The organism is Lignipirellula cremea, from assembly GCF_056501455.1.
Genome location: NZ_CM151415.1, coordinates 3,932,832 through 3,953,372, shown reverse-complemented (window position 1 = coordinate 3,953,372; position 20,541 = coordinate 3,932,832). Strand labels below are relative to the sequence as shown.

The 20,541-nt window shown below is 65.8% G+C and carries 17 protein-coding genes; 5 read left to right on the top strand and 12 right to left on the bottom strand.

All coding sequences use genetic code 11. The features are described from left to right. Positions 1-2: 2 nt before the first annotated feature. Positions 3-377, top strand: coding sequence for a nucleotide pyrophosphohydrolase (locus SH602x_RS15620; RefSeq protein WP_479473191.1), 375 nt, complete (start codon positions 3-5; stop codon positions 375-377). Positions 378-390: 13 nt separating this feature from the next. On the opposite strand, the gene SH602x_RS15615 is transcribed toward SH602x_RS15620, so the two are convergent. Then, positions 391-702 (bottom strand): FmdB family zinc ribbon protein, encoded by a 312-nt coding sequence (locus tag SH602x_RS15615; RefSeq protein WP_479467467.1) that lies wholly within the window; start codon positions 700-702, stop codon positions 391-393. A gap of 191 nt (positions 703-893) precedes the next feature. On the opposite strand from SH602x_RS15615, the gene SH602x_RS15610 reads away from it, so the two are divergent. Then, positions 894-2,783 carry a M28 family peptidase gene (locus SH602x_RS15610; RefSeq protein WP_479473190.1) on the top strand — a complete coding sequence of 630 codons (1,890 nt, stop codon included), beginning with the start codon at positions 894-896 and terminating at the stop codon, positions 2,781-2,783. Between the two features lie 23 nt (positions 2,784-2,806). Here SH602x_RS15610 and SH602x_RS15605 read toward each other — a convergent pair whose 3' ends face one another. The 6 genes from SH602x_RS15605 to SH602x_RS15580 form a co-directional block, all read right to left on the bottom strand. Beyond that, positions 2,807-6,292: a hypothetical protein gene (locus tag SH602x_RS15605; protein WP_479473189.1), complete on the bottom strand. Its 3,486-nt coding sequence runs from the start codon at positions 6,290-6,292 to the stop codon at positions 2,807-2,809. Between the two features lie 81 nt (positions 6,293-6,373). Then, positions 6,374-6,643 (bottom strand): hypothetical protein, encoded by a 270-nt coding sequence (locus tag SH602x_RS15600; protein ID WP_479467470.1) that lies wholly within the window; start codon positions 6,641-6,643, stop codon positions 6,374-6,376. Beyond that, positions 6,643-8,889 (bottom strand): AAA family ATPase, encoded by a 2,247-nt coding sequence (locus SH602x_RS15595; RefSeq protein ID WP_479473188.1) that lies wholly within the window; start codon positions 8,887-8,889, stop codon positions 6,643-6,645. The genes SH602x_RS15600 and SH602x_RS15595 overlap by 1 nt, the downstream gene beginning before the upstream one ends. A gap of 56 nt (positions 8,890-8,945) precedes the next feature. Further along, complete coding sequence (locus SH602x_RS15590) at positions 8,946-9,515, bottom strand: hypothetical protein (RefSeq protein WP_479473187.1); 570 nt, start codon at positions 9,513-9,515, stop codon at positions 8,946-8,948. Positions 9,516-9,695: 180 nt separating this feature from the next. Continuing rightward, positions 9,696-10,769 carry a hypothetical protein gene (locus tag SH602x_RS15585; protein WP_479473186.1) on the bottom strand — a complete coding sequence of 358 codons (1,074 nt, stop codon included), beginning with the start codon at positions 10,767-10,769 and terminating at the stop codon, positions 9,696-9,698. Then, entirely contained in the window at positions 10,766-11,443 is a 678-nt protein-coding gene (locus tag SH602x_RS15580) for a 4Fe-4S single cluster domain-containing protein (protein WP_479473185.1), read from the bottom strand. The genes SH602x_RS15585 and SH602x_RS15580 overlap by 4 nt, the downstream gene beginning before the upstream one ends. A 221-nt stretch (positions 11,444-11,664) precedes the next feature. Here SH602x_RS15580 and SH602x_RS15575 point away from each other — a divergent pair, with 221 nt between their 5' ends. After that, the gene (locus SH602x_RS15575; protein ID WP_479473184.1) at positions 11,665-12,021 is read left to right on the top strand and encodes an STAS domain-containing protein; all 357 of its coding nucleotides are present in this window, start codon (positions 11,665-11,667) and stop codon (positions 12,019-12,021) included. Between the two features lie 261 nt (positions 12,022-12,282). Next, positions 12,283-13,551, top strand: a complete 1,269-nt coding sequence (locus SH602x_RS15570) for a GspE/PulE family protein (protein WP_479473183.1) — start codon at positions 12,283-12,285, stop codon at positions 13,549-13,551. Between the two features lie 34 nt (positions 13,552-13,585). On the opposite strand, the gene SH602x_RS15565 is transcribed toward SH602x_RS15570, so the two are convergent. The 5 genes from SH602x_RS15565 to pepT all read right to left on the bottom strand — a co-directional run bounded on the left by SH602x_RS15565 (position 13,586) and on the right by pepT (position 19,507). Next, complete coding sequence (locus SH602x_RS15565) at positions 13,586-14,374, bottom strand: PilZ domain-containing protein (protein WP_479473182.1); 789 nt, start codon at positions 14,372-14,374, stop codon at positions 13,586-13,588. A gap of 286 nt (positions 14,375-14,660) precedes the next feature. Further along, positions 14,661-15,185 carry a hypothetical protein gene (locus SH602x_RS15560; protein WP_479473181.1) on the bottom strand — a complete coding sequence of 175 codons (525 nt, stop codon included), beginning with the start codon at positions 15,183-15,185 and terminating at the stop codon, positions 14,661-14,663. A gap of 225 nt (positions 15,186-15,410) precedes the next feature. Further along, positions 15,411-16,775 carry a flavin-containing monooxygenase gene (locus tag SH602x_RS15555; protein WP_479473180.1) on the bottom strand — a complete coding sequence of 455 codons (1,365 nt, stop codon included), beginning with the start codon at positions 16,773-16,775 and terminating at the stop codon, positions 15,411-15,413. A 134-nt stretch (positions 16,776-16,909) separates the two neighbouring features. Beyond that, complete coding sequence (locus SH602x_RS15550) at positions 16,910-17,926, bottom strand: glycosyltransferase family protein (RefSeq protein WP_479473179.1); 1,017 nt, start codon at positions 17,924-17,926, stop codon at positions 16,910-16,912. A 333-nt stretch (positions 17,927-18,259) separates the two neighbouring features. After that, the gene (gene pepT / locus SH602x_RS15545; RefSeq protein ID WP_479473178.1) at positions 18,260-19,507 is read right to left on the bottom strand and encodes a peptidase T; all 1,248 of its coding nucleotides are present in this window, start codon (positions 19,505-19,507) and stop codon (positions 18,260-18,262) included. Between the two features lie 148 nt (positions 19,508-19,655). Here pepT and SH602x_RS15540 point away from each other — a divergent pair, with 148 nt between their 5' ends. After that, a complete protein-coding gene (locus SH602x_RS15540; RefSeq protein WP_479473177.1) occupies positions 19,656-20,510 on the top strand; it encodes a 3'-5' exonuclease in 855 nt (284 codons plus the stop codon). Positions 20,511-20,541 lie beyond the last annotated feature (31 nt).

Below are 20,541 nucleotides of genomic sequence, written 5' to 3'. Positions count from 1 at the left end.
AAATGCGCAATTCGCCGGCTGACGAATCGCCAGTCGATGAATCGCTCACGCTCGCTGCGGCGCAGACCGAAGTCGACGCCTGGATCCGCTCGATCGGCGTCCGCTACTTCTCGGAGCTGACCAATCTGGCCCAGCTCATGGAGGAAGTGGGCGAGGTCGCCCGGCTCGTCAGCCGAAAGTACGGCGACCAGAGCTTCAAATCGGGAGAGACGCCCGGCGAGTTGTCGGACGAACTGGCGGACGTGCTGTTCGTCCTGATCTGCCTGGCTAATCAGACCGGAGTCGATCTGACCGCCGCGTTTCGGGCGAACCTCGCGAAGAAAACCCGCCGCGACGCCGACCGGCACCGCACGAACCCGAAGCTTCGGGAATCGTAAGACCTTCCCGGCTCTACTTCAGCGGCTTGCCGTCCCGCTGGATGTGTCGCGGCCCGCTACCGGCGGTCTTTTCGTAGGTGCCGTCGCTGGATTTCACGTATTTGGTGAAGCCCAGCTTATCGAGCTTCTTGTCGTCGCGCGCCGACCGGCCCATCTTCATATCGCTAAACGATCCCGCGATGTTCGGGGCGGTCAGGACCCGTTCGACCGGCTCGCCCGTCTCGGGATGGTGCGTCAGCGGCGGATCGTTCATGCCCTGGCGGAACTCGAAAGTCTCGCCCGGTTCGCCCGATTCAGAGACGACTTGGTAGACGTACGTCGGCATGGTCGGCTCGTTAGGATAGAAAGTCGCGCTCGCCGCACGGGCGGCGATCTCTCTATTATAGAGTCGAGTCCGCTGGTCGACTTCCTCAAGATCGCATCCCGCGAAACTGCAGCCGCCGATGCGCCGTTTCCGCGACGGTTCCGTCCGCGGGTACGCTTTACGTCCTTGCGACACGCACCAGGAATCCCGCCGTGCCTTCCTTTCGACCCGATTCGATCGTCCGCGTCGCCGGATTCGTCGTTTGTCTGCTGCTCGTCGGTTCCGCGTCGAACCGCGTCGCGAGCGCGCTCGATCGCTCGATTTCCGCGACGACCGTTCGGCTGATGCAGGACGTCGAAGCTCTCGCCGCCGACGAGATGCAGGGCCGCGGCGTCGGCACCCTCGGCATCGAGAAAGCGGCGGATCGGATTCGCGACGAATTCCGCGGGCTGGGACTGGCCAGCGGTACGCCTGACGGCGACTATCGCCAGGAATTCCAGGTGACCGTCGAGTCGGAAATCGTCGACGCGCAGACGCATCTCCGGCTGCGAACTCCGGAAGGACAGGATCTCGAACTGAAGCGGGGCGAGACCTGGCAGGCGCTCTTCGCCGGCGGCAACGGAAAGGCCGACGCGGAGATCGTCTTCGCCGGGTACGGCATCACGGCGCCCGACGCGAACTACGACGACTACGCCGGGATCGACGTCCGGGGGAAGATCGTCCTGCTACTGCGGCGGGAGCCGCGACAGGACGACGAGGCGAGCCCCTTCGCGGGTAAGGAAAACAGCCCGCACGCCTTCGTCGCGACGAAAATGAAGATCGCGAAGGAACGCGGGGCGGCGGCCGTCCTGATCGTGAACGACCTGCGCGGAGCCGTCGGACCGCACGGCGAAGCGGGGCAGGATCCGGTCCTCGAACCGGGCGACTTCGGCACGAACTCCGCGGGACTGCCGCTGCTTCAGATTACCCGGGCGGTGGCCGATCAGATTCTGGCCGCCGCGCCGCTCAAGGTCGGCGAGGAGACGATCGCGACGATCGAAGAAGCGGAGAAGCGCATCGACGCGACGCTCGCTCCGATCTCGCAGCCGCTGGCCGGCTGGTCGGCCTCGCTTTCGTCGCATGCGGAAGCGCGTTCCTTCCAGGTCGCCAACATCGTCGGCGTGCTCGAGGGCGAAGGTCCGCTCGCGAACGAGACGATCGTGATCGGAGCTCATTACGACCATGTCGGACTGGGCGGCTACGGTTCGCGGAAGCCGGCCCTGCGGCAGATCCACAACGGCGCCGACGACAACGCCTCCGGCACCGCGGCGCTGATGGAGCTTGCCAGGCGGTTCGTCGAAAACGAAACGAAGCCCGCCCGGCGGATGGTCTTCATCGCCTTCTGCGGCGAAGAACGCGGCCTGCTGGGGAGCAATTACTACGTCGCCCATCCGCTCTTCCCGCTGGAGGAGACCGTCGCCATGATCAACTTCGACATGGTAGGTCGCCTCCGCGAGAACAAGCTCAGCGTTTACGGTCTCGGCACCGCGACGGAGTTCGGCCCGCTCCTCGACCGGGTTCCGAACCCGAGCGAGATCGTCTACGACCGGATCGACGGCGTGATGCCCAACAGCGATCACTACGGCTTCCACCTCAAGAAGATCCCCAGCATCCACTTCTTCACCGGCCTGTCCGACGAGTACCACACGCCGGAAGACGACGTCGAACTGATCAACTTCGACGGGATGACCCGCGTGGTCGATCTGGCCGAGGCGTTCCTCCGCGGCGTCGAGTCGGCGGACCGACGTCCCACCCGTCAGGAAGCGCCGACGATCAAGATGACGACCGGGACGATGTCGTATCTCGGCGTCGTGCCGGACTACTCGGGCGGCGTCGAGGGCTTGCGACTGACCGGCATCAACCCGAATTCGCCGGCGGAAAAGGCTGGTCTGTTAGCCGGCGACATCGTCGTCCAGATGGGCGAGATCGAGGTGAAGAGCATCGAAGGTCTCGCAGACGCGCTCGTCCGCTACAAGCCGGGCGAGAAGGTGAAGACGACCGTCGAACGCGAAGGCAAGCGAGTCGACGTCGAGATCACCCTCGGCGATCCGAAGGAAAAGTAGACGACTGGCCCGGGCCGACCCGATTACTCGACCTGCGCCCGGCGGAGTCGCTCGGCCAGATCGCGGTGGACGCGATCGCGGAAGTAGAACTCGTCCTCCTCGACGTAACGCCGGCTCTCCTGCGACTGCGTCGGGTCGCCGGAGAACATCGCGCGGACGAGCGACTCGGCGACGGTGAGGAACATGATCTGGAAGTGGCTCGCCGTGCCCCCCAGCGCTTCGTCCGAGATGCGGATCGCCGGAGCGCCCGTCGGCAGAATGCGGAAGAACCGACGGATTCGCGCCAGGAAGATGGACGACGGCGCTTCGGACAGGGCCTGCAGGTAGGCCTGGACGAGTTCCGTCTGCTTCACGGGCTTCAGTTCGCTGGTTTCGAGCGTCCGTTCGATCCGATCGAGCGTCGCCTCCGCCGCGTCGTTCTGGCCGAAATAGAAGCGCCCGCGGGCGATCTGCAGTTCCAGCCGATGCGTATGCAGCGCGACCTCGTCGCGGCGAGCGGTTTCCTGCGGCCCGCGTCCCCGCTTCGGCGCTGAACGGGCGGCGGGCTTCGCGTTCGCCAGTCGCCGAGCCGCGGCCTCTGCCGCGTCGAAGAGACGTCCTATCTCTCCCTGCAAACCGAAGCGTCGCATGTCCTGAAAGAAGTCGCCGATCAGCGGCTCGATCGGGATCAGCTCATCCGCCTCGTTGACTCCGCGGAGCGTGCGCTCGAACTCTTCGACGATCGATTGCACGACGTCCTGACGCCCGAAGTGGGCGGCCGTCCGCACGGCGGGCGACCACAGGCGAGCCTTCTCCGCGAGGTCGCTCGTCGAGGCGAGAACCTCCGGCAGGAACCGCAGGAACCAGTCGGTCTGCGACGCGCCGAAGTCGGGCCCCATCGAAAGCGCCGCCGCGAGCGTCCGCGATTTGGCACGCTGACGCTCGGCGGTCGGGGCCTGCTGAGCCGCTTGCCACAGATCGCGGATCGCCTGAGCGCGGACGCCGCGTTGCGGTTCCTGGCCGATCTTCGCCACGCGCAGGGCCCAATCGTCGCCTGCCGATTTCTGATGCCAGAGCGCGAAGGACGCGACCTCTTCGTTCGGTTCCAGCAGCTTGAGCTTTTGCCGCGCGCGGTTCGCGACGTACTGCGACGTCGTTCCCAGATCCGCGAGCCGCTCCATCAGCGACGCGGGCAGCCGCTGGAAGGAACGACGCCCCTCGAACGCTTCGCGAATGCGGAAGTCGAACGCGTCGGCCAGCCATTGGTGGACCGCGTCCCCCGTCGCGCGCAGTCGCCCGCCCGCCTCGGCCAGCGTCGCTTCCGCGCGCTCGCGTTGCCCGAGCGCCGCGTCGGCGTAGGCGAAGATCAGCCGCACGTAGTCGAGCGTCGGCGCGGCGCCTTTGCGCACGTCGGTTCCGCCGGGACGATCCTTTCGCGAGGAAACGGCCTCCATCCACTCGCCGAAGCCCCGTCGGATCCGCTCCGCTTCGTCCGCCAGTTCGCGCATCCGGTCGACGTCGTTCTGCCGGGTCCTGCGGAGGAACCCCGGCAGGTCGAGATCCCAACGGAGTCCGTCGCGATGAACCCGCTCGAGCAGGCGATCCCGCACGAGGGCCGTCCTCACGACGTCCTCCCCCGCGACCGCTTCGATCCCGAGCCACGCGAGCCAGATCGCTCGCACCGGCAGATACGGTTCGCCCGCTTCGAGCGCCGCGACGAATTCCTGAAGGCGCTCGCGCACGCGCGAGCGAAGCGTGTCCGTCAGGCCGTTCGCCGGCTGGGTTCCGGCCACGATCGCCGCGGCGCCGAGCGCCCTCGCCCGTTCGGAGTCGACGACGCGATCGTCAGCCTGCTCCAGCGCAGCGCCCCAATCGGTCGCCTCGCCGGAACGCAGCAGCCCCTGCGCCAGCGATTCCAGGCGTCCCCCGGTAGCGTGGTCGTCCCCCCAGGCTCCGGCGGTCCAGCAGACGAACCCTTCGTGCGGACGCTTGAGCGCGAAGTGCAGACTGGCCATCTCGAACCACGCGTCGCGACGCTCCGCGCTGTCCGGCGGCGAGCGAAACGCGACGAACGCCTCTTCCAGTTCGTGCAGTCGACGGAGCGCCTGATCGCGGTCGCGATCGACGGCGAAGAACGGCGCCTTCGCCGATTCCTCCGGTTCCTTCCGACGCTTCGGCGGGGCCTGCTTCGAAGCGGCGACCTGCGACTTGACCATGTCGTCGAAGGTCGGCTTGCCGGGCGGAGGGGGCGGAGCGACGCTCTTCGACGGCGAACCGCCGGGCGCGAGATCTTCGCCGCAGACGAACGGCTCGAAATCGAACGTCATCGACCGCGTCCAGACAGAGAGCGGCTCGCGTTCCCGTTCGAGGTAATACTCGATCCATTCCTCCAGCGGCTGAAACGCGGACTCCGGAATCGCGCGCGGCGCGAACTCGCCCGGCGCCGTCGGTTCCAGCCACGTGACTTCGTCCTGCCGCGGAGCGAGCCGCGACGCGATCACGTCGGGTCGCAGCCGCGGGCGAAGCTGCATCCCGCACGGGACGAAGAGATTCGGAATCCGCAGGTAAGAACGATAGCCGATCGCGTCGAGACTGATCGTCGGCGGTCCGTCGGGCGCGGGGCGCGTCCTGAGAATGACGGTCGGATCGGCCTCCGACGTCACCGCGAACGCCAGCCGACCGGCCAGCGCCTGTTCGTGATCCTGCACGAAGCGATGCAGCCTATCGATGGCCTGACCGCGCAGCGTCCAGAACTCTGCTGGTTCGCTGGCGCCCGATTCGACCAGCCGGATCGGCGTACGCAAACGCGGCGGTTCGATCGGCGTCAACGATTCGCGATCGTGCGGCGTCGCGAGCGTGACGACGTCGTACACGTCCGACAGTTCCGGGGCGACGATCGCCTCCCACGACCCCGTTTCGCTCAGCAGAGTCCAGGCATCGAGCGACGGCGACAGCAGATCTTCGAGCGGATGACGATAGCCGAGCGGCGCCCAGAACCTGGCCGCGCGTTCGCTGCGGATCACGACCGGTCCGAAGTCCCCCTCCGTCGCACGTTGGACGACGAAGTACGAAGGCCGCACGACGCGCAGGAACCGTCGCTCGCGTCCGGTCCGAACCTCCTTCACGACGGCGAAGCTGAGCGAGTCGCCTCCCAGCCGCAACAGTTCTCCCGCCGCGGCGGCGAAGCCGTCAGCAGCGGCGAAGCCGTCCGCCTCGACGAACTCGAACAGGATCGGAACGGCTTGCTCCCCATCGTCATGTCCCCCCGGTTCCGTCGGAACGAGCGACACGGCTTCGGCCGGAGATGACAGAGGTCGAATGCCGCGGATCGGGCTGACGAAGCGGACGGCGCCGATCGCCTCCAGCGCTTCGAAGCTCGTCTTGCGCGGCAGCTCGTGCCAGAAGAGCGCGACGGCGCCCTCTTCGAGCCGTCCGCCTGCGACCGGAATCGACGCCGTCTCCGCCGGGAGCAGCCCCTGGCGGATCGCGAACTGCAGCAGTTCGGAACTGGGAAATCGAAGGCCCGGCATGAGCAGATGCGTCGAACGCGATACGAAGTCGTCGTCTGCGCAGGCTCCCCGAACGAGTCGACCTTGCGCGACGCGTCGATTCTACGACGACTGGCTCTCCTCGCGGCGCTGGGGCGTCTGTTCCTGCGAGACTTCGCCTTCTTCGACCTCGGCCGTCGCTTCGCGCTCGATCCGTACTTCGCCGACTTCGTTCGCCTTCAGCGTTCCGCCTTCGATGAGCTTATCGACGAGCCGCTTATGCAGACGCTCATGTTCCAGCGGCAGCGCCTCCGCGTCGCTCGCCAGTTTGACGAGGATGTTTTTCTTGCCCGTCTCTGGATCGCAAACCAGCAGGATCGTCATTTCCGCCATCAGTCGTTCCTGCTTTCCTCATGAGGCGCTTCGATTGCGTACTTCGTCGCGGTCGGTCCGCTGGTACGCCCGGCATCGGCCTTGCCCCCCGCGCTCTCGTCCTGTCGGGGCACGCGGCCGTCGGCGGTCGGTTCGAGCTTCTTTTTCGCGACGTCGTCCAGATCGAGCCGCTCGCCCAGGGTCTTCGCTTCGACGACCTTCCGTTCGAGCAGCAGTTCCGCGAGGGCGACGACCATCGGGCGGCGACTCTCCAGAATCGCGGCAGCGCGGGTGCGGGCCTCTTCCAGAATCGTCAGCACGGCCCGGTCCAGGCGTTCGAGCTGCGCCGGCGAAAGGTCCTCCCGCCGGCGACGCTTTTCGCTAGACATGTACCGCACGACGCCGGTCTCGTCGCCGCCCATGCCGAACTCTTCCACCACGGCGTGGGCGATCTCGGTCGCACGTTCCAGGTCGCCCGCCGATCCGATGGAGAGATCGTCCAGCAAAAGCCTCTCGGCCTCGCGACCTCCCATCAGAATACAGAGGTCGTCGAGCAGTTCGCCGCGCGTCACGACGTACTTCCGATCGGGATCGCGATACCGCACGAATCCGAGCGCGCCCGCCATATCGCCGCGAATCGAGATCCGGTCGATCGTCGGGGCGTTCGGCGAGAAGAGCGCGCAGATCGCGTGGCCCGCTTCATGTACGGCGACCACGCGTTCTTCGCGGGGCGACATCTGCGGCCGCTCGGCGTACTCGCTGAGCGCGCGATCGACGAGCAACTCGTCCGTCGGCCCCTCCAATCCTTCCCGCAGGCGAATCCGGGCGAGCGCACGGCAGAGCGCGTTGATATGGTCGCCCGTGAAGCGGGTACCTGCCGGCGCCCCCTCGACGAAGTCGCCCGTCCGTTTCACGGCGAAGTCGATCGCTTCGGAAGTCAGTCGAAGATCGAGCTTCTCGTCGTAGATCTTCAGAATGGCGAGCCGATCCGCGGAGTCGGGATGCGGAATGTGCAGGTGAAACTCGAACCGTCCCGGCCGGAGGAGCGCGGGGTCGAGAATCTCCACGAAGTTCGTCGTGCCGACGACGAAGACCAGTTCGTCGTTGCGGAACCCGTCCATCTCCGTGAGAAGTTGATTCACCATCGAATGTTCGACGCCCGAACCCGTATAGGTTCCGCGGGCGGAGGCGAACGAATCGAGTTCGTCGAAGACGATGATCGACGGCGCCGACTGCCGGGCCTGATGAAAGATCTGGCGCAGGTTCTCCTCGCTCTCGCCGACCCAGCGACTCTTCAGTTCGGGGCCACTGACGACGGTGATCGCCGCGCCGATGGAGGCGGCGATCCCCTTCGCGAAGAGCGTCTTGCCCGTACCGGGAGGACCCCAGAAGATCATGCCCCGGGGGATGAGCCTCTCCATTCGCTGAACCGCCGCTTCGTCGGTCAGTTCGTCCTTCTTCTTGAGGACGTCGACGATCTCCCGGCGAATGCGCGTCTTGACCTTCTCGTAGCCGCCGATGTCGGCGTCGAGATCGATGGTCGGAATCTCCAGCGCCCCCTGGACGGTGAAGCCGCGAATCCGCTGATAGGCCTTCTTCGGATCGGCGGGATAGTCTTCCCCTTCCATCGAAGCGAGCAGCCGCCGCAGCCGCGCGGCGTTCATGCCGGAGACGTACTTGTAGAGTCCCCAGGCGTTGAGCCCGCGACCGAACTTGCGCGCTTCGCGCTGCGTCACCAGCCGCGACAGGCGATCGCGCGGGATGCCCAGAATCGTCCGTCGCCGGGGGAACAGATTCTCGATCACCCTGGGGAGCGGAAACGAAGGATCCTTGAACCCGAGCCAGACGAGGTCCGGGTTCTCGTACAGCAGGGGTACGACCTCCCGCGCTTCGGCGGTGATCCCGCCCTGGCTGGTCGTCAGCAGATCGAGATGGGGCAGCGCGGCGACCCGCTTCTCGACCGCGCCGCGTACCGTCGAGCGGAGCTGTTCGAGCATCCCGGAGACGAACGTCACCGGCGCCGAGTCGGGCTTATCTTCCTTCGGTCGTCCGTCCAGGTAGGCGCACTTCACCTCCGCCCGCTTCAGTCGCGAACGAAGGCTCATGTAGAGGTAGGGCGCCAGATCCTTCTCGCACTCCACCAGGACCGGCAGGCCGCGCACGAGGTCGTCCGCGATCTCCGCCAGGGCACGCGAGTAGGCGATCTCGACCGCTTCTTCGACGGAGAGATCGGTCGGCAGTTCCGTTTCAGGAACGATGGTCGCCATGCGGAGCGCTCAGAGAGGTAACGGTATACGTGCGTTCGTTCGACCGACGCTGCCGGTCAAACGTCCAGCACGATCTTCAGCGAGCCGGTCCGCTCGTCTTCGACGATTTCCTTCACGTCGCCCATCTCGCGGGCTTTGATCTTGAGAGCTTCGCCGATCGTGCGGTTCGTGACCTGGTCGAGTTCGCGAAGGACGTCGCACAGTTCGCGTTCGAGTCGGTCGGTCGTTTCCTTGCGGAGCTTCTTCTCCTTCTCCGCGGCCTGCTGTTCCAGCCCTTCACGGAGCTTCTCGGCAAGCTGCTGTTCGACCTGCCGCTGCGAAAGTCCCCAATCGTCGGCGTAGACGCCGGTCTCCTTCGCGGCGAGATCGATCCGCTCCGAATCTTCCGCCCGAACGGTCACTTCGCCGCTCTGCGCGTCGACGGTCACGACGACGCCGGCTCCCTTGCGAACGTGCTTCCCCCGCTCTTCCTGGAAGCCGCGCTTCGAAAGTTCCTCGGCGAGTATCCGCCGCATCTGCTCCTCGGGCAGCACCGGGAGGAGCTCGATCCGCGTGGAGATCTCGTCGTCGCTCGACAGCGTTCGGCTGAGCGACTCGCCGACTTCGATGCGATACGCACGACTCATGATCCGTCTCCTCTCGCAAGAACCGGTCGGCGCCGGGAGAACGACGCTCTCCGAAAGGGAGCGTGCGAACGCCCCGCATGTTCGTCCCGACGCTCTCGTTCATCCTATCGCCGGAGCGCAGGGCGGGGTAGCTTGCCAACCTTGTCAGTCATGGACGGAGTCGACGGCGCCGCGCACGGATCATCCCGTCGCGTCGATGCCCCGGTCGGCATCCTGAACCAGGCGCTCGGCGAAGAGTCGCGATTCCTCTCCCGCCAGACGCTCCCAGTCCGAACGGAGCAGCTTCGCAGCGGGATAGTCTTCATCGACGATCGTGGTCGTGCGGGCCTGATCGAACCAGACGCTCGTTCGCAGGAACGCTCGGGGAAAGGCGAGCGCCTGAGCCCGGTGGCGAAGACGATCGGCCAGGCGAAACTCCGACACGTCGAGCTGCGGACTCCAGCGCAGCGCTTCCGCCGGTTCGCGACTCCAGCGCCGCATGGCCGAGAGCAGGCACCGCGTCAGATCCCGCCGCCCGGCCCGATCGGCGGAATCGAGATAGGCCGCGAGCGTTCGCTCGATCCGTTCGGACGCGTGACGCATCTCGACGGGATTGCGAATCGCCCGGCGGCGGCGCTCCGCTTCCAGCCATTCTTCCGCGAGCGTCCTCTGCAGGCATTCGAGGACCGCGTCGCCGGGAGGCTGAAACCAGTCGTCGAAGTCGACCGCCTCCTCGTCCTCGATCAGCAGATCGAGCGGATAGACCAATCGCACCAGCGCGTTGCGACGGAACGGTTCGAGCCGGCGCCAGGAGACGAGCAAGGTTTCCAGACGCGCTGCCGTCCCGTTGCGGACCGCGCGGTAAGCGAGAAAGAGCAGCAGGTCGTCGCCCAGCGATCGGGGCTCCTCGTTTCGCTCCCATCCCGCATTCTGCCCCTGCGCATCCCGGCTGGCCGCCCAGTTCAGAAACCGCAAGGAATGTCCGGTCAGGTGCAGGCCGAGCGCTTCAGGCGGCGTGCGGCGCCACACGGGTCCCTCGCTCGCGGAGCCCTTGCGCAGGTAGGCCTCGCCGCGCCAGCCGCCTGTGCGGACGAGCCAGCCGACGATCCCTTTCGCCAGGCGATCCTGCAACGCCTCGATCGCCCCTCGGGAGAGGCACGGCGGTTCCTGCTCCGCCCCGAACAGCAGATGCGCGCCGCTGGCGACGTTCGCCCTGCCGACGAAGAACTCCGCCAGTCGCAGCAGGCGTGCCTCGAATCGCGAAACGGTCTTCAAGTCCCTTCGTCCTGTTCGTCGCGCGTGAGAGAAGAAGCCTCGCGTTCGGCGCCGGTCCGCTTCGTCAACGCTCCGCGGCGCCACAGGCCCTTCGCCGACAACGCGGGGAAGCCGTTCACGCTCAGTTCGCTGCCGTCCCAGCGGATCTCCAGCGTATCGCGTTTCGTCCAGGCCTCGTCATCGGCGCGGTAGCGATCGGTCAGGAAATGGATTCGCTGGTTGCTCGACCCGATCCAGCGCCGCGACGTGTCAGGCAGGTCCTTGCGGTACGGCCCGTCGACGAGAATGTCGGTCGCCGCGAGCAGGTCCTTCGCCCAGGGAATGGCGCCCGTTTGCAGAGCCTCGAGTTCGTAACCGCTGAAGGTCATCACGGAGAGACCTTCCTGCTGGGCCCTCGCCGCGAGAAGCGCCGCCGCCGCATGCGCGAAGGGCTCTCCGCCCAGCAGGGTGATCCCTTCCGCGCCCGAGTCGCGTCGGGCCTCCAGAGCCGTCGCCAGAACGTCGTCGACGGAGCGGACGGTTCCCCCCTGGAACGGCAGCATTTCCGGATTGCAGCAGCCGGTGCAGCGAAGCGGACACCCTTGCAGCCAGACCGCCGTCCGCACGCCCGGTCCTTCGGCGCTCGTCGCGGCGACCAGATGTGCGAGGTGGAGTTGCGGATCGGGCTGAAGCATGTGCGCAGGAACCGGTCGCTGAACGTGCCTGACAACTCAAGGGCGGTCGTCCGAGATTCTATCCTGACGCTGATTGGGAAGTTCCCGTGAATATCGCTCGAGACGCTCCCTGCGCCGCGTTGTGCGGCCTGATACGTACGGCTAAATTCCAGAAACGGATAAGGAAGCCAGTCGCCGCTATGGAAACTGACCCGGAAATCCCCGGAATCTATCGAGCTCGTATGCAGATTACTCGGGAAAGCGATGCTCACCGGAGCGACGGTCTGATCGTGCTCAAGCTCCGCGGACGAATCGCGCCGCTCGATTCGTCGGACGCGATCGACCTCGGATCGCTGTTCGGTCAGGATGTCTTCGGTCGAACCGTGGCGTTCGATCTGCGCGAGGCGGACTTTCTGGGTTCGAGCGGCGTGAACTGGCTGCTGACGCAACGCAAAGAGTTCGTCGACGCAGGCGGACGCATGGCGATCTGCTGCAGCGAAGGAAGCGTGCTCGACGTCCTGCGGATGATGCGACTCGACCGTCTGATTCCGATCGCCGACTCGCCGGAGAAGATCCCCCCGAGCGAGCCGGCCGCCTAGGCCATGGGAACGCGCCGGACGGGTCCGGACCCGTCCGCGATCCGCGACCCGTGCGCATGGCGAACTGATCTAACCGGTTGCTGCAAAACGCCTTCGCGGCGTTTCGCAGTCTCGCCAAGTTCGGAACAAGTTCCTCACGGCTCGCGAAAGGGGCGTGAACTCCCCTTTCGTCGTCGCATCCTGCGACGAATCGCAGGCTCGCTGCCTTTTGCAGCAGCCTGCTATACGAATCGCCTTCTTATGAATCGCCGGGAGCGTGGCATGGCCGACGTCATCGACTTTCAGACGGTCGAACTCAACACGGACAACATCCAGGCCCTGCTGCAGACGGTGTTCGAAGAGGCCGTGCGTCGCCGCGCCAGCGACGTTTTCTTCTTCTCGGATTCGGACGGCGTCCGAATTGCCATGCGCTGCCTGGGAGAAATGCGCGAGTTCGCGAAGCTCGATCGCGATCATGGCCGCAGCGCCCTCACCGCCGTCAAGACGAACGGCGCCATGAACATCGCCGATTCCCGGCGCCCGCAGGACGGTCGCTTCCTGATGCGAATCCGCCGTGAGGGAAAGGACGCCTTCATCGACGTCCGGGCGAACTCGATCCCGACGCTGTACGGGGAGGACGTCACCTGCCGCGTGCTGGATCGCGAGCGGAACCTCCTCCCGCTGGAGCAGATCGGCCTGTCGACGCACGAACTCCGAACGGTCCAGCAGGCGCTCGACGCTTCGAGCGGACTCGTCGCGGTGACCGGTCCGACGGGCGTAGGAAAAACGACCACGCTGTACGCGATCCTCCGGCAACTGGCGGACGGCAAGCGCAAGATCAATACGCTCGAAGACCCGATCGAATACGCGCTCCCGGGCGTGCGGCAATCGCAGGTCGATTACCGTGCGGAGCTCGACTTTCCGAAGATGCTCCGCAACGTCCTGCGGCAGGGGCCGGACGTCATCATGATCGGAGAGATCCGCGACGAAGAGACCGCCGAAACGGCCGTTCGGGCCGCGAACAGCGGGCATCTGGTCTTAGCGACGTTGCATGCTTCGACGGCTCCCGACGCCGTGCAAAGTATGCGGTCGCTCAACGTCCATCCTTACTTTCTGTCGATGGCGCTGCGTGCGGTCATTTCGCAACGACTGGTCAGGACGCTCTGCGCGCACTGTCGCATCAAGTACGAATCGCCCGATCTGGAATCGACCTTCGCGGAAATCCGCCACCTGCTGACGCCCGAGGAACGGGGCGTCATGTACGGGCAAAAACCGGGCGGGTGCGAACTCTGCCTGGGCGAAGGGTACGCGAACTTCACCGGCCTTTTCGAAACGCTGCCGGTCGGTCCTCAGGTTCGCGATCTGATCGCCGAAGGCAAGACGAGCCGTCAGATCTATGAGGAAGGGCTCAAGCATGGCCTGATCAGCTTCCGCAAGTCGGCGCTGATCAAGGTCGCGCGCGGCGAGACCAGCCTCGAGGAAGTGATGAAGCGACTTCCGGCCGATCGATTGCAGGAGACCGACGCGGAGGCGTCCGACGACAGACGCTGACCCCGTTCGACGTTCGCCTCAGGAGGCACGCGTCTCAGTCGGCGATGATCGCAGGCGCAAGCGAGCGCCAGAGCTGGACCTGATCCGCCTCGAGCAGTTCTTCGATCCTGCCTTCCGCGCTCGCAAGGGCCTCGCTGCCGCGACGGACGCGGGCGACGCGATCGGCTTCGCCTTCCGTGACGAAGATCGAAGCGAGCGTCATGGCCGTCTGTTCGGCGATCACGACGACGTGTCGCTCCTGACGGAACGATAGCGCGAGTCGCCGACGAGCCGGTTCGCTGCGTAAGGCGTCGATTCGATGAAACCGTCGGGCGATCTCCTGCTCTTTGACGGGGATCGAATCTTCGACGGCGACCGGCGCCGCGAAGGACGAGCGAACGCCCCACGTTTCGAGCGCGCCGGAGGTTTCCAGGAAGAACAGGCCCGCGCAGACCAGGGCGCTGGTCGCGGTCCAACCGGCTAACGACGGAATCCAGGCCGCCGTCCTGGGCAGATCGCCTCGTTCCACGATCTGTGCGTGCAGCTTCTCCAGAATTTTCATTCGCTGCACGCCGACCAGCAGCATCCCGGGTTCGGCCGGGGTGAGGTGGGCGATGCGCCCCTCGAAGGTGCCCGAGTTCGTTACGACGACGATCTTGTCGTCGACTTTGAACCTGGCGGAGGACTTGATCGCGAAGCCGATGCCGCCGGCAGAGACGTTGCGGATCCAGACCGTGAACTCGCGCTTCCCTTTGCGAACGACGGCAAGTTGACGTTCCGGACCGACGCCGGCGCGGAAACTGTCGCGGCGCTCTTCGGTTTGCGGTTCGAGCGTGTTCGTCACTCTGTCAGCCCCCAGACGCGACGCACGCGGACAGAGAGCGGCACAGTCCCGTCCCGTCAGCGGCGAACAAGAATAGGCCGGGACCGCTCCAAGGGCCGACCGATTCAGCGCTTACCGCGCGGAAACGACGGGGAAAACGTTCCGGAAATGCGAGAAACGCCGATCCGACGCTCGTTCCCCCACCGTCGCGGGGCCTATCAGGATGGATCCCCTGGCGAAAGAAGCCCTACGATCGGTACGACCCGACCTGCTCCTTGAGTCACGGACTTCGCGGGAATCCCGTCGTTCACCTTCGATCCTCGAAAGTTCGCCGGGGATCGACGCGGTCCAGCGACTTTTTCGCCTTCACGCGAAGCGTCTCGGGCGCGTCGGAATCCATGATCTGACGTAGCTCGTCCGCGAATTCCGGCGAGTTCGCTCCCTGCTTGTCGAGCGAATCGAGTGCCCTGGTGCGATCGCGAAGTTCGCCTTCGCGCAGTCGCGCACGAAGGAACTCCGTCGCGCGGGGAGTCACGGGGCGAACGCTGCCGATCTGATCGATCGCGTTCAGACGAACGGTCTCTTTCCGGGAAGGTTCGGACAGCTTCTCCAGCAGGGGCAGCGCGGCCTCGCCCGTCATGCCGAGTTGGCGCACGAGCGCAGTTTCCCCCGCCGTCGAAAGCTCGCCGTTCGCCAGCCGGGACTCGACCGCCGCGATCACGTCGTCGCCCTGAGCGCGGAGGTAATCGCTCGCCGCCTGATAGTCCTTCGAGCGTCGCTCTTCGACCGCGGCGATCATCTCGTCGAGCGCCTGATCGACGGACGTCAGCACGAGGGGAGGACGCTCAGGTTCGGGCGGGTCCGCGGGTGCGGTCGGCGGCGGAGCAGGCGCCGCAACCGATGGCGGCGCGGGAGCAGGCGCTTCCGATTCGCAACCGGCGGCCGCGACTGCGAGCGAAAGCACGATGCCCCGAAGGCGAAACGGCGAAGTCGGCATTCTCTGGGTCAACCTCTCCGGAACGAACTTCCGGTTTCGATTTCGATAAGGCTCGCACGTCTAATGGGATTGCGTCGCGACCGACGGTTCCTTGCGGCGACGCCCTGCCCTGCTCCGGCTCGCCTGCAGCTTCGCGATCTTCTTCTCCAGCAGTCGGCGGTAGGCGAAGTGCTCGACCTCCAGTCGATGCCGGGGCGTATCGAGGTAGCGCACCCCGAAGCCCAGGTCGGGCCGCGCGGTCGCCTTCTCCTCGCGAAACGCCGTCGAGGTCGCTTCGTCGCCGTCGCGTACGGCGCCGAGGTACTCGACCGCCAGACGGCTCTGCAAGTCCGCGAGCCCCCACAGGCCGCTGTCAGGCTGGATCATCCCGATGACGAGCAGATCGTCGCGAATCCGGTCGAACGCGTTCAGATAAAGGTCGGGCGCGCCGTTCGGGCGCGGCAGTTCCTCATCGTCCAGAAACGGGAAGCTGACGCGGTAGCCGGTAGCGAGGACGACCGTATCGATCGCTTCCTCCGAACCGTCCGCGAATCGCACGCGATCGCCGATGAATCGCTCGATCTGCGGCTTCACCGCGATTCGCCCGTGCCCTAGGAAATAGAGCCACTGCGAGTTGACGATCGGATGCGTTTCGAACAGGGCATGATCGGGCGTCGGCGCTCCGTAGCGCGCGGCAGAGCCCAGGCAGATCCGCGACGCGGCGCTCGCGATGCGACGCCTCAACCACAGGGGGAGCCGCCAGCGCAGCAGCCGCTCTCCGCAGAGATCGATCGGCTTGCCGAGCAGAAACTTGGGCAGCACGTGATAGCCGCGACGCAGACTATGCACGACGCGTTCGGCGACCTGGCAGGCTTCCACGGCGACGTCGCAGCCCGAGTTTCCCGCTCCGACGACGAGGACGCGTTTGTCGACGAACTTCGACGGCGCGCGGTAGTCGCGGGAGTGGAAAATTTCGCCGGAGAACGCTCCAGGCCACTGGGGAATCAGCGGATCCCAGTGATGGCCGTTCGCGACGACCAGGCCGGCGAAGCGAATCGGCTCTGAATCGCGGTCGGTGCGAACGAGCCAGCCTCCGTCCGTCCGCACGGCGGAGAGGACGCTGGTCTGAAATTCGATCGAAGCCCGCAGTTCGAACGCGTCGGCATACGACCGCAGGTAGGCGTGCGCCTGCTTCGCGCTCGGGTAGGCCGGATAGTCGTCCGGCATCGGGAAGTCGACGTATTCCGTCAGCCGCTTCGACGAGATCAGATGGGCCGAATCATAAACCCGTGCTGATTTCGCCGCCCCGTTCCAGGCGCCGCCGACGTCGTCGTCCCGTTCGAACGCGACGTACGGAATGCCGGCCTGCCGGAAGTTCTTCTGCGCCGCCAGGCCGCACGGACCGGCCCCGACGATGCACCAGCAGTCCGAACGATCGACAGCCATTCCGCGTCAGCTTGCAGGTCGGCGACTCTGCGACGCCGCGGCCTCCCGCGACGTTCTCGTAGAGTCTCGAGTCTCCGGCGTCTTTACGGAACCGCACGGAGTAGCTGCGAATCGACACGCCTTCGCGAAACCTGTCAAGCCGCCCGGCGTTCCGCGCTCCGGACCGCAAGCCGGATCCTCTCGCTGCGCGAGCGCGGGGCGAGCGGCTGAGCCGTCTGTTCAGGAGTGTGCGCGGCGTCGATCCGCAGGACGGTCGCCCCCTGCTTCTGCGTCCGCTTCGCCGGCTTCTCGGCGGTCGCGGCGACTTCCGCCTGAGGAACCGTGACGGTCCGCTTGGCGCTCATCCGACCGACGAGGCTCAGCCAGCGCCGGGGCGCGGCGAATCCCGTCAGACATTCATGCGCGAGGAGCGCCCGATGCCGCAGGGTCGTGAGCGTCGACGGCGCAAGTTCCAGCCGGCGCCGGAAGAGTTCCTCGGTCACCCGGCCTTCTTCGAAAGCCGACACCTTTCGCAGACGCTCGAACGCGACCGCGCGGCAGTTCGGTTCGAGCGCCGAAATCATTCCGAGATCCGCCGCCCGGAGGGACAGATCGAGGTCGGCCGCGGCGTCGCCCCAATGGGGATTGAAGCCGCCCAGCCGCAGAAATCCCTTGCGTCGATAGAACCCCGCCGCGAGCGAGGGACCGACGAAGGCCGAGCTGCGGAAGGCCGAGCGGTCGAACCGCTTCCCGCAGGCATATTCGCCGCGGTAGCCGCTGGCGCGATACTCGATGCCGGCAGACGCGACCCGGTCGCGACGCTGGCCGTCCAGAATCGTCGGAGAGACGGAGAAGACGTCCGAAGACGCCTCGAACTGCGACAGCGCGGCCTCGCACCAGCCCGCTTCGACTTCGACGGGGCCCGACACCACGGCGATGACGTCGCCCGTGGCATGCAATGCGGCGAAGTTCGCGAGGTCGACGCGCGTTTTGAGCGTCGCCGCCTTCAGGATCTCGATTTCCCCGGACAGACCGAAGGGGTCTTCGTAGTCCTGGGAGAGAGCGACGATCGTCTCGGCGCCGACGGGCTGATGGGCGAGCACCGACGCAAGCGTTCGTTCGAACTGCTCGCAGGGCTCCACGAACGGGAGAAGGATCGACACCCGCAGCACGGCTGGTCTTCCTTGAGAGCTGGCGGCGTTGAGAGGCTATCCGGATAGCCTCGTCGGCGACCACAGAAGGTCGCTACGACTCCGCAAAGTCGATCTTTGCGAAGTCGAAACGTCCGAAAGGAGGCAGGATGCCGACTTTCCGGACAGACACTCAGAGCAGTCGGAGGATACGGCGGCCGACACCGTCGTCGTGACGGTTCTGCGCGTCGCAGGTTTCCTCCTCCTCCTTAATTCGTCCGGCCTGAACGCCCCGATGATGCGTGCCTGAGCCTGCGTAACATTCGACGCATATCCCCTATTCTTCGCGACCGGCAGAGCATGCCGCACGAACGCTCAGCGGTTTCCCCGTTCTGCCCAGATCTTAACCAGTTCGACGATCGTCTGCACCGCCGTTTCCATCTCCTCCAGGCACGTCCATTCCAGAGGACTGTGCGGGTTGTGCTCGCCTGTCGAGAGGTTAGGCGTGAGCAGGCCGCGGGCGGTCAGAAACGACCCGTCGGTCCCTCCGCGGATAATCGTGCGGCGGGGCGTGATTCCGATACGGCGATAGGCTTCCTCAGCGTATTCCACGATATGCGGCTGCTGCGCGAGAGCGGCGCCCAGGTTCGCATATTGTTCGGTCGCTTCGACCTCCGTCGTCAGGCCCGGGAACTCGGCGCACGTCGCCGCGGCAGCCTCGCGGACCAGTTCCAGGTGCGACTCCAGCTTCTTCCGGTCGAAGTCCCGCAGGATCATCTCGACCGCCGCTCGATCGACGCCCGATTCGAGGATGCGGACCGGATGAATGAAACCGTCGCGCCCGTCCGTCGTCTCGGGGGAGCGTTCGTTTCGCGGCAGGCGCTCCAGAAAAAAGCCGAGCGCCCGAATGGCGTTCGTCATGCGCCCCTTCGCGATGGAGGGATGGATGTTGACGCCGTGAAAGGTGACGACCGCCTTCATCGCGTCGAAGGTTTCGTCGTCGATCGCGCCGGCCCCATCGCCGTCCAGCGTATAGGCCGCGACGGCGTTCACCTTCGCGAGGTCGACATACTCGACGCCGCGTCCGATCTCTTCGTCGCAGGTGAAGAAGATGCGTACGGGGCCGTGCGCAAGCTCTCGTCGCTCCATGAGCCGCGCTGCCGCTTCCACGATGACCGCGACGCCGGACTTATCGTCGGAACCGAGCAGCGTCGTCCCGTCGGTGACGACGATCGTCTTCCCGACGCAGTTCGCCAGATCGGGATTCTCGGCCGCGCGAAGGATCTTCGTCGGATCGCCGGCGAGCGGTACGTCGCCTCCTTCGTAGACGAACGCCCGCGGCTTCACGCCCTTTCCGCTCGTTTCAGGCGACGTATCCAGGTGGGCGTTGAACGCCACGACGGGGGCCGATTCGTAACCCGGAGTCGCGGGGACGGTTCCATAAACCGTTCCGGTCGCGTCCTGCTCGACGTCGACGAGGCCCATCGCACGAAGTTCCTCGACGATTTGCGCGCCGAGGAGAAGCTGCCCGGGCGTCGTCGGAACGGTCGCCGAGTCGAAGCCGGCCTGGGTATCGACGCGGACGTAATCGAGAAATCGGTTCAGCAGGCGTTCGCGGCTCACTGCGGGGCTGCTTCCTGAAGAGGGCGCCATCCTGACGGAGGCGAAGATGCGGCGGTCGGACGACGACCGGTCGAGAATCGATAGAATACGGTCCGTCGCGGCTGGTAGGGGCCGCGAGTCGCCTCTCGAATCCGCAGCGAGGTCGTTCGTGTCCGAGCGCGAAGTCAGTTTCCTCGCCTTCGACGTCGAAAGCGTCGCCGACGGCGATCTCGTCTCTCGCATCCGCTACCCGGGCGCCGGGCTCTCCGCGGAAGAGGCGATCGCTCGCTACCGCGCGGAGCTGATGGAGAAGTACGAGTCGGACTTCATCCCCTACACGTTTCAGATTCCGATCTCCCTCGCCGCCGCGAAGATCGGCCCCGACTACTCGCTGATCGATCTCGTCTCCCTGGACGAGCCGGAGCATCGTCCGCACGTCATCACGGAGAACTTCTGGCGGGGCTGGGAGCGTTACCGGCGCCCGACGCTGGTCAGCTTCAACGGACGCACGTTCGATATCCCGCTGATGGAACTGGCGGCGTTTCGCTACGGCATCTCGATCCCCGGCTGGTTCGCGCTGGAATCGCGAAGCTTCGAGCAGCCGCGGCATCGCTATCGTCTGGAGAGCCACTTCGATCTGCACGAGGTGCTCACCAACTTCGGAAGCGCCCGCTTCACCGGCGGCCTGAACCTGGCGGCGAATCTGCTCGGAAAGCCGGGCAAGATGACTCTGCACGGTTCCGACGTCCAGGATCGCTTTCAGGCCGGCGATACGCAGCAGATCCACGACTATTGCCGCTGCGACGTGCTCGACACCTACTTCGTCTTCCTGCGGACCGCGGCTCTCGTCGGATGGATCGATCTGGGGCGTGAGCAGGAACTCGTCCGTCAGGCGAAGGGATGGATCGAAGAGCGGGCAGCGTCCAGCGAAGCCTTCGCCCGCTACCTCACGAAGTGGGGCGACTGGCCCAACCCCTGGCCCCACCGCGAAGAAGCAGCCAGCGAAGCGAACGAGGCTTCCTGAAGTTGCGATCGTCCAGACCGGTCGCGAGCCG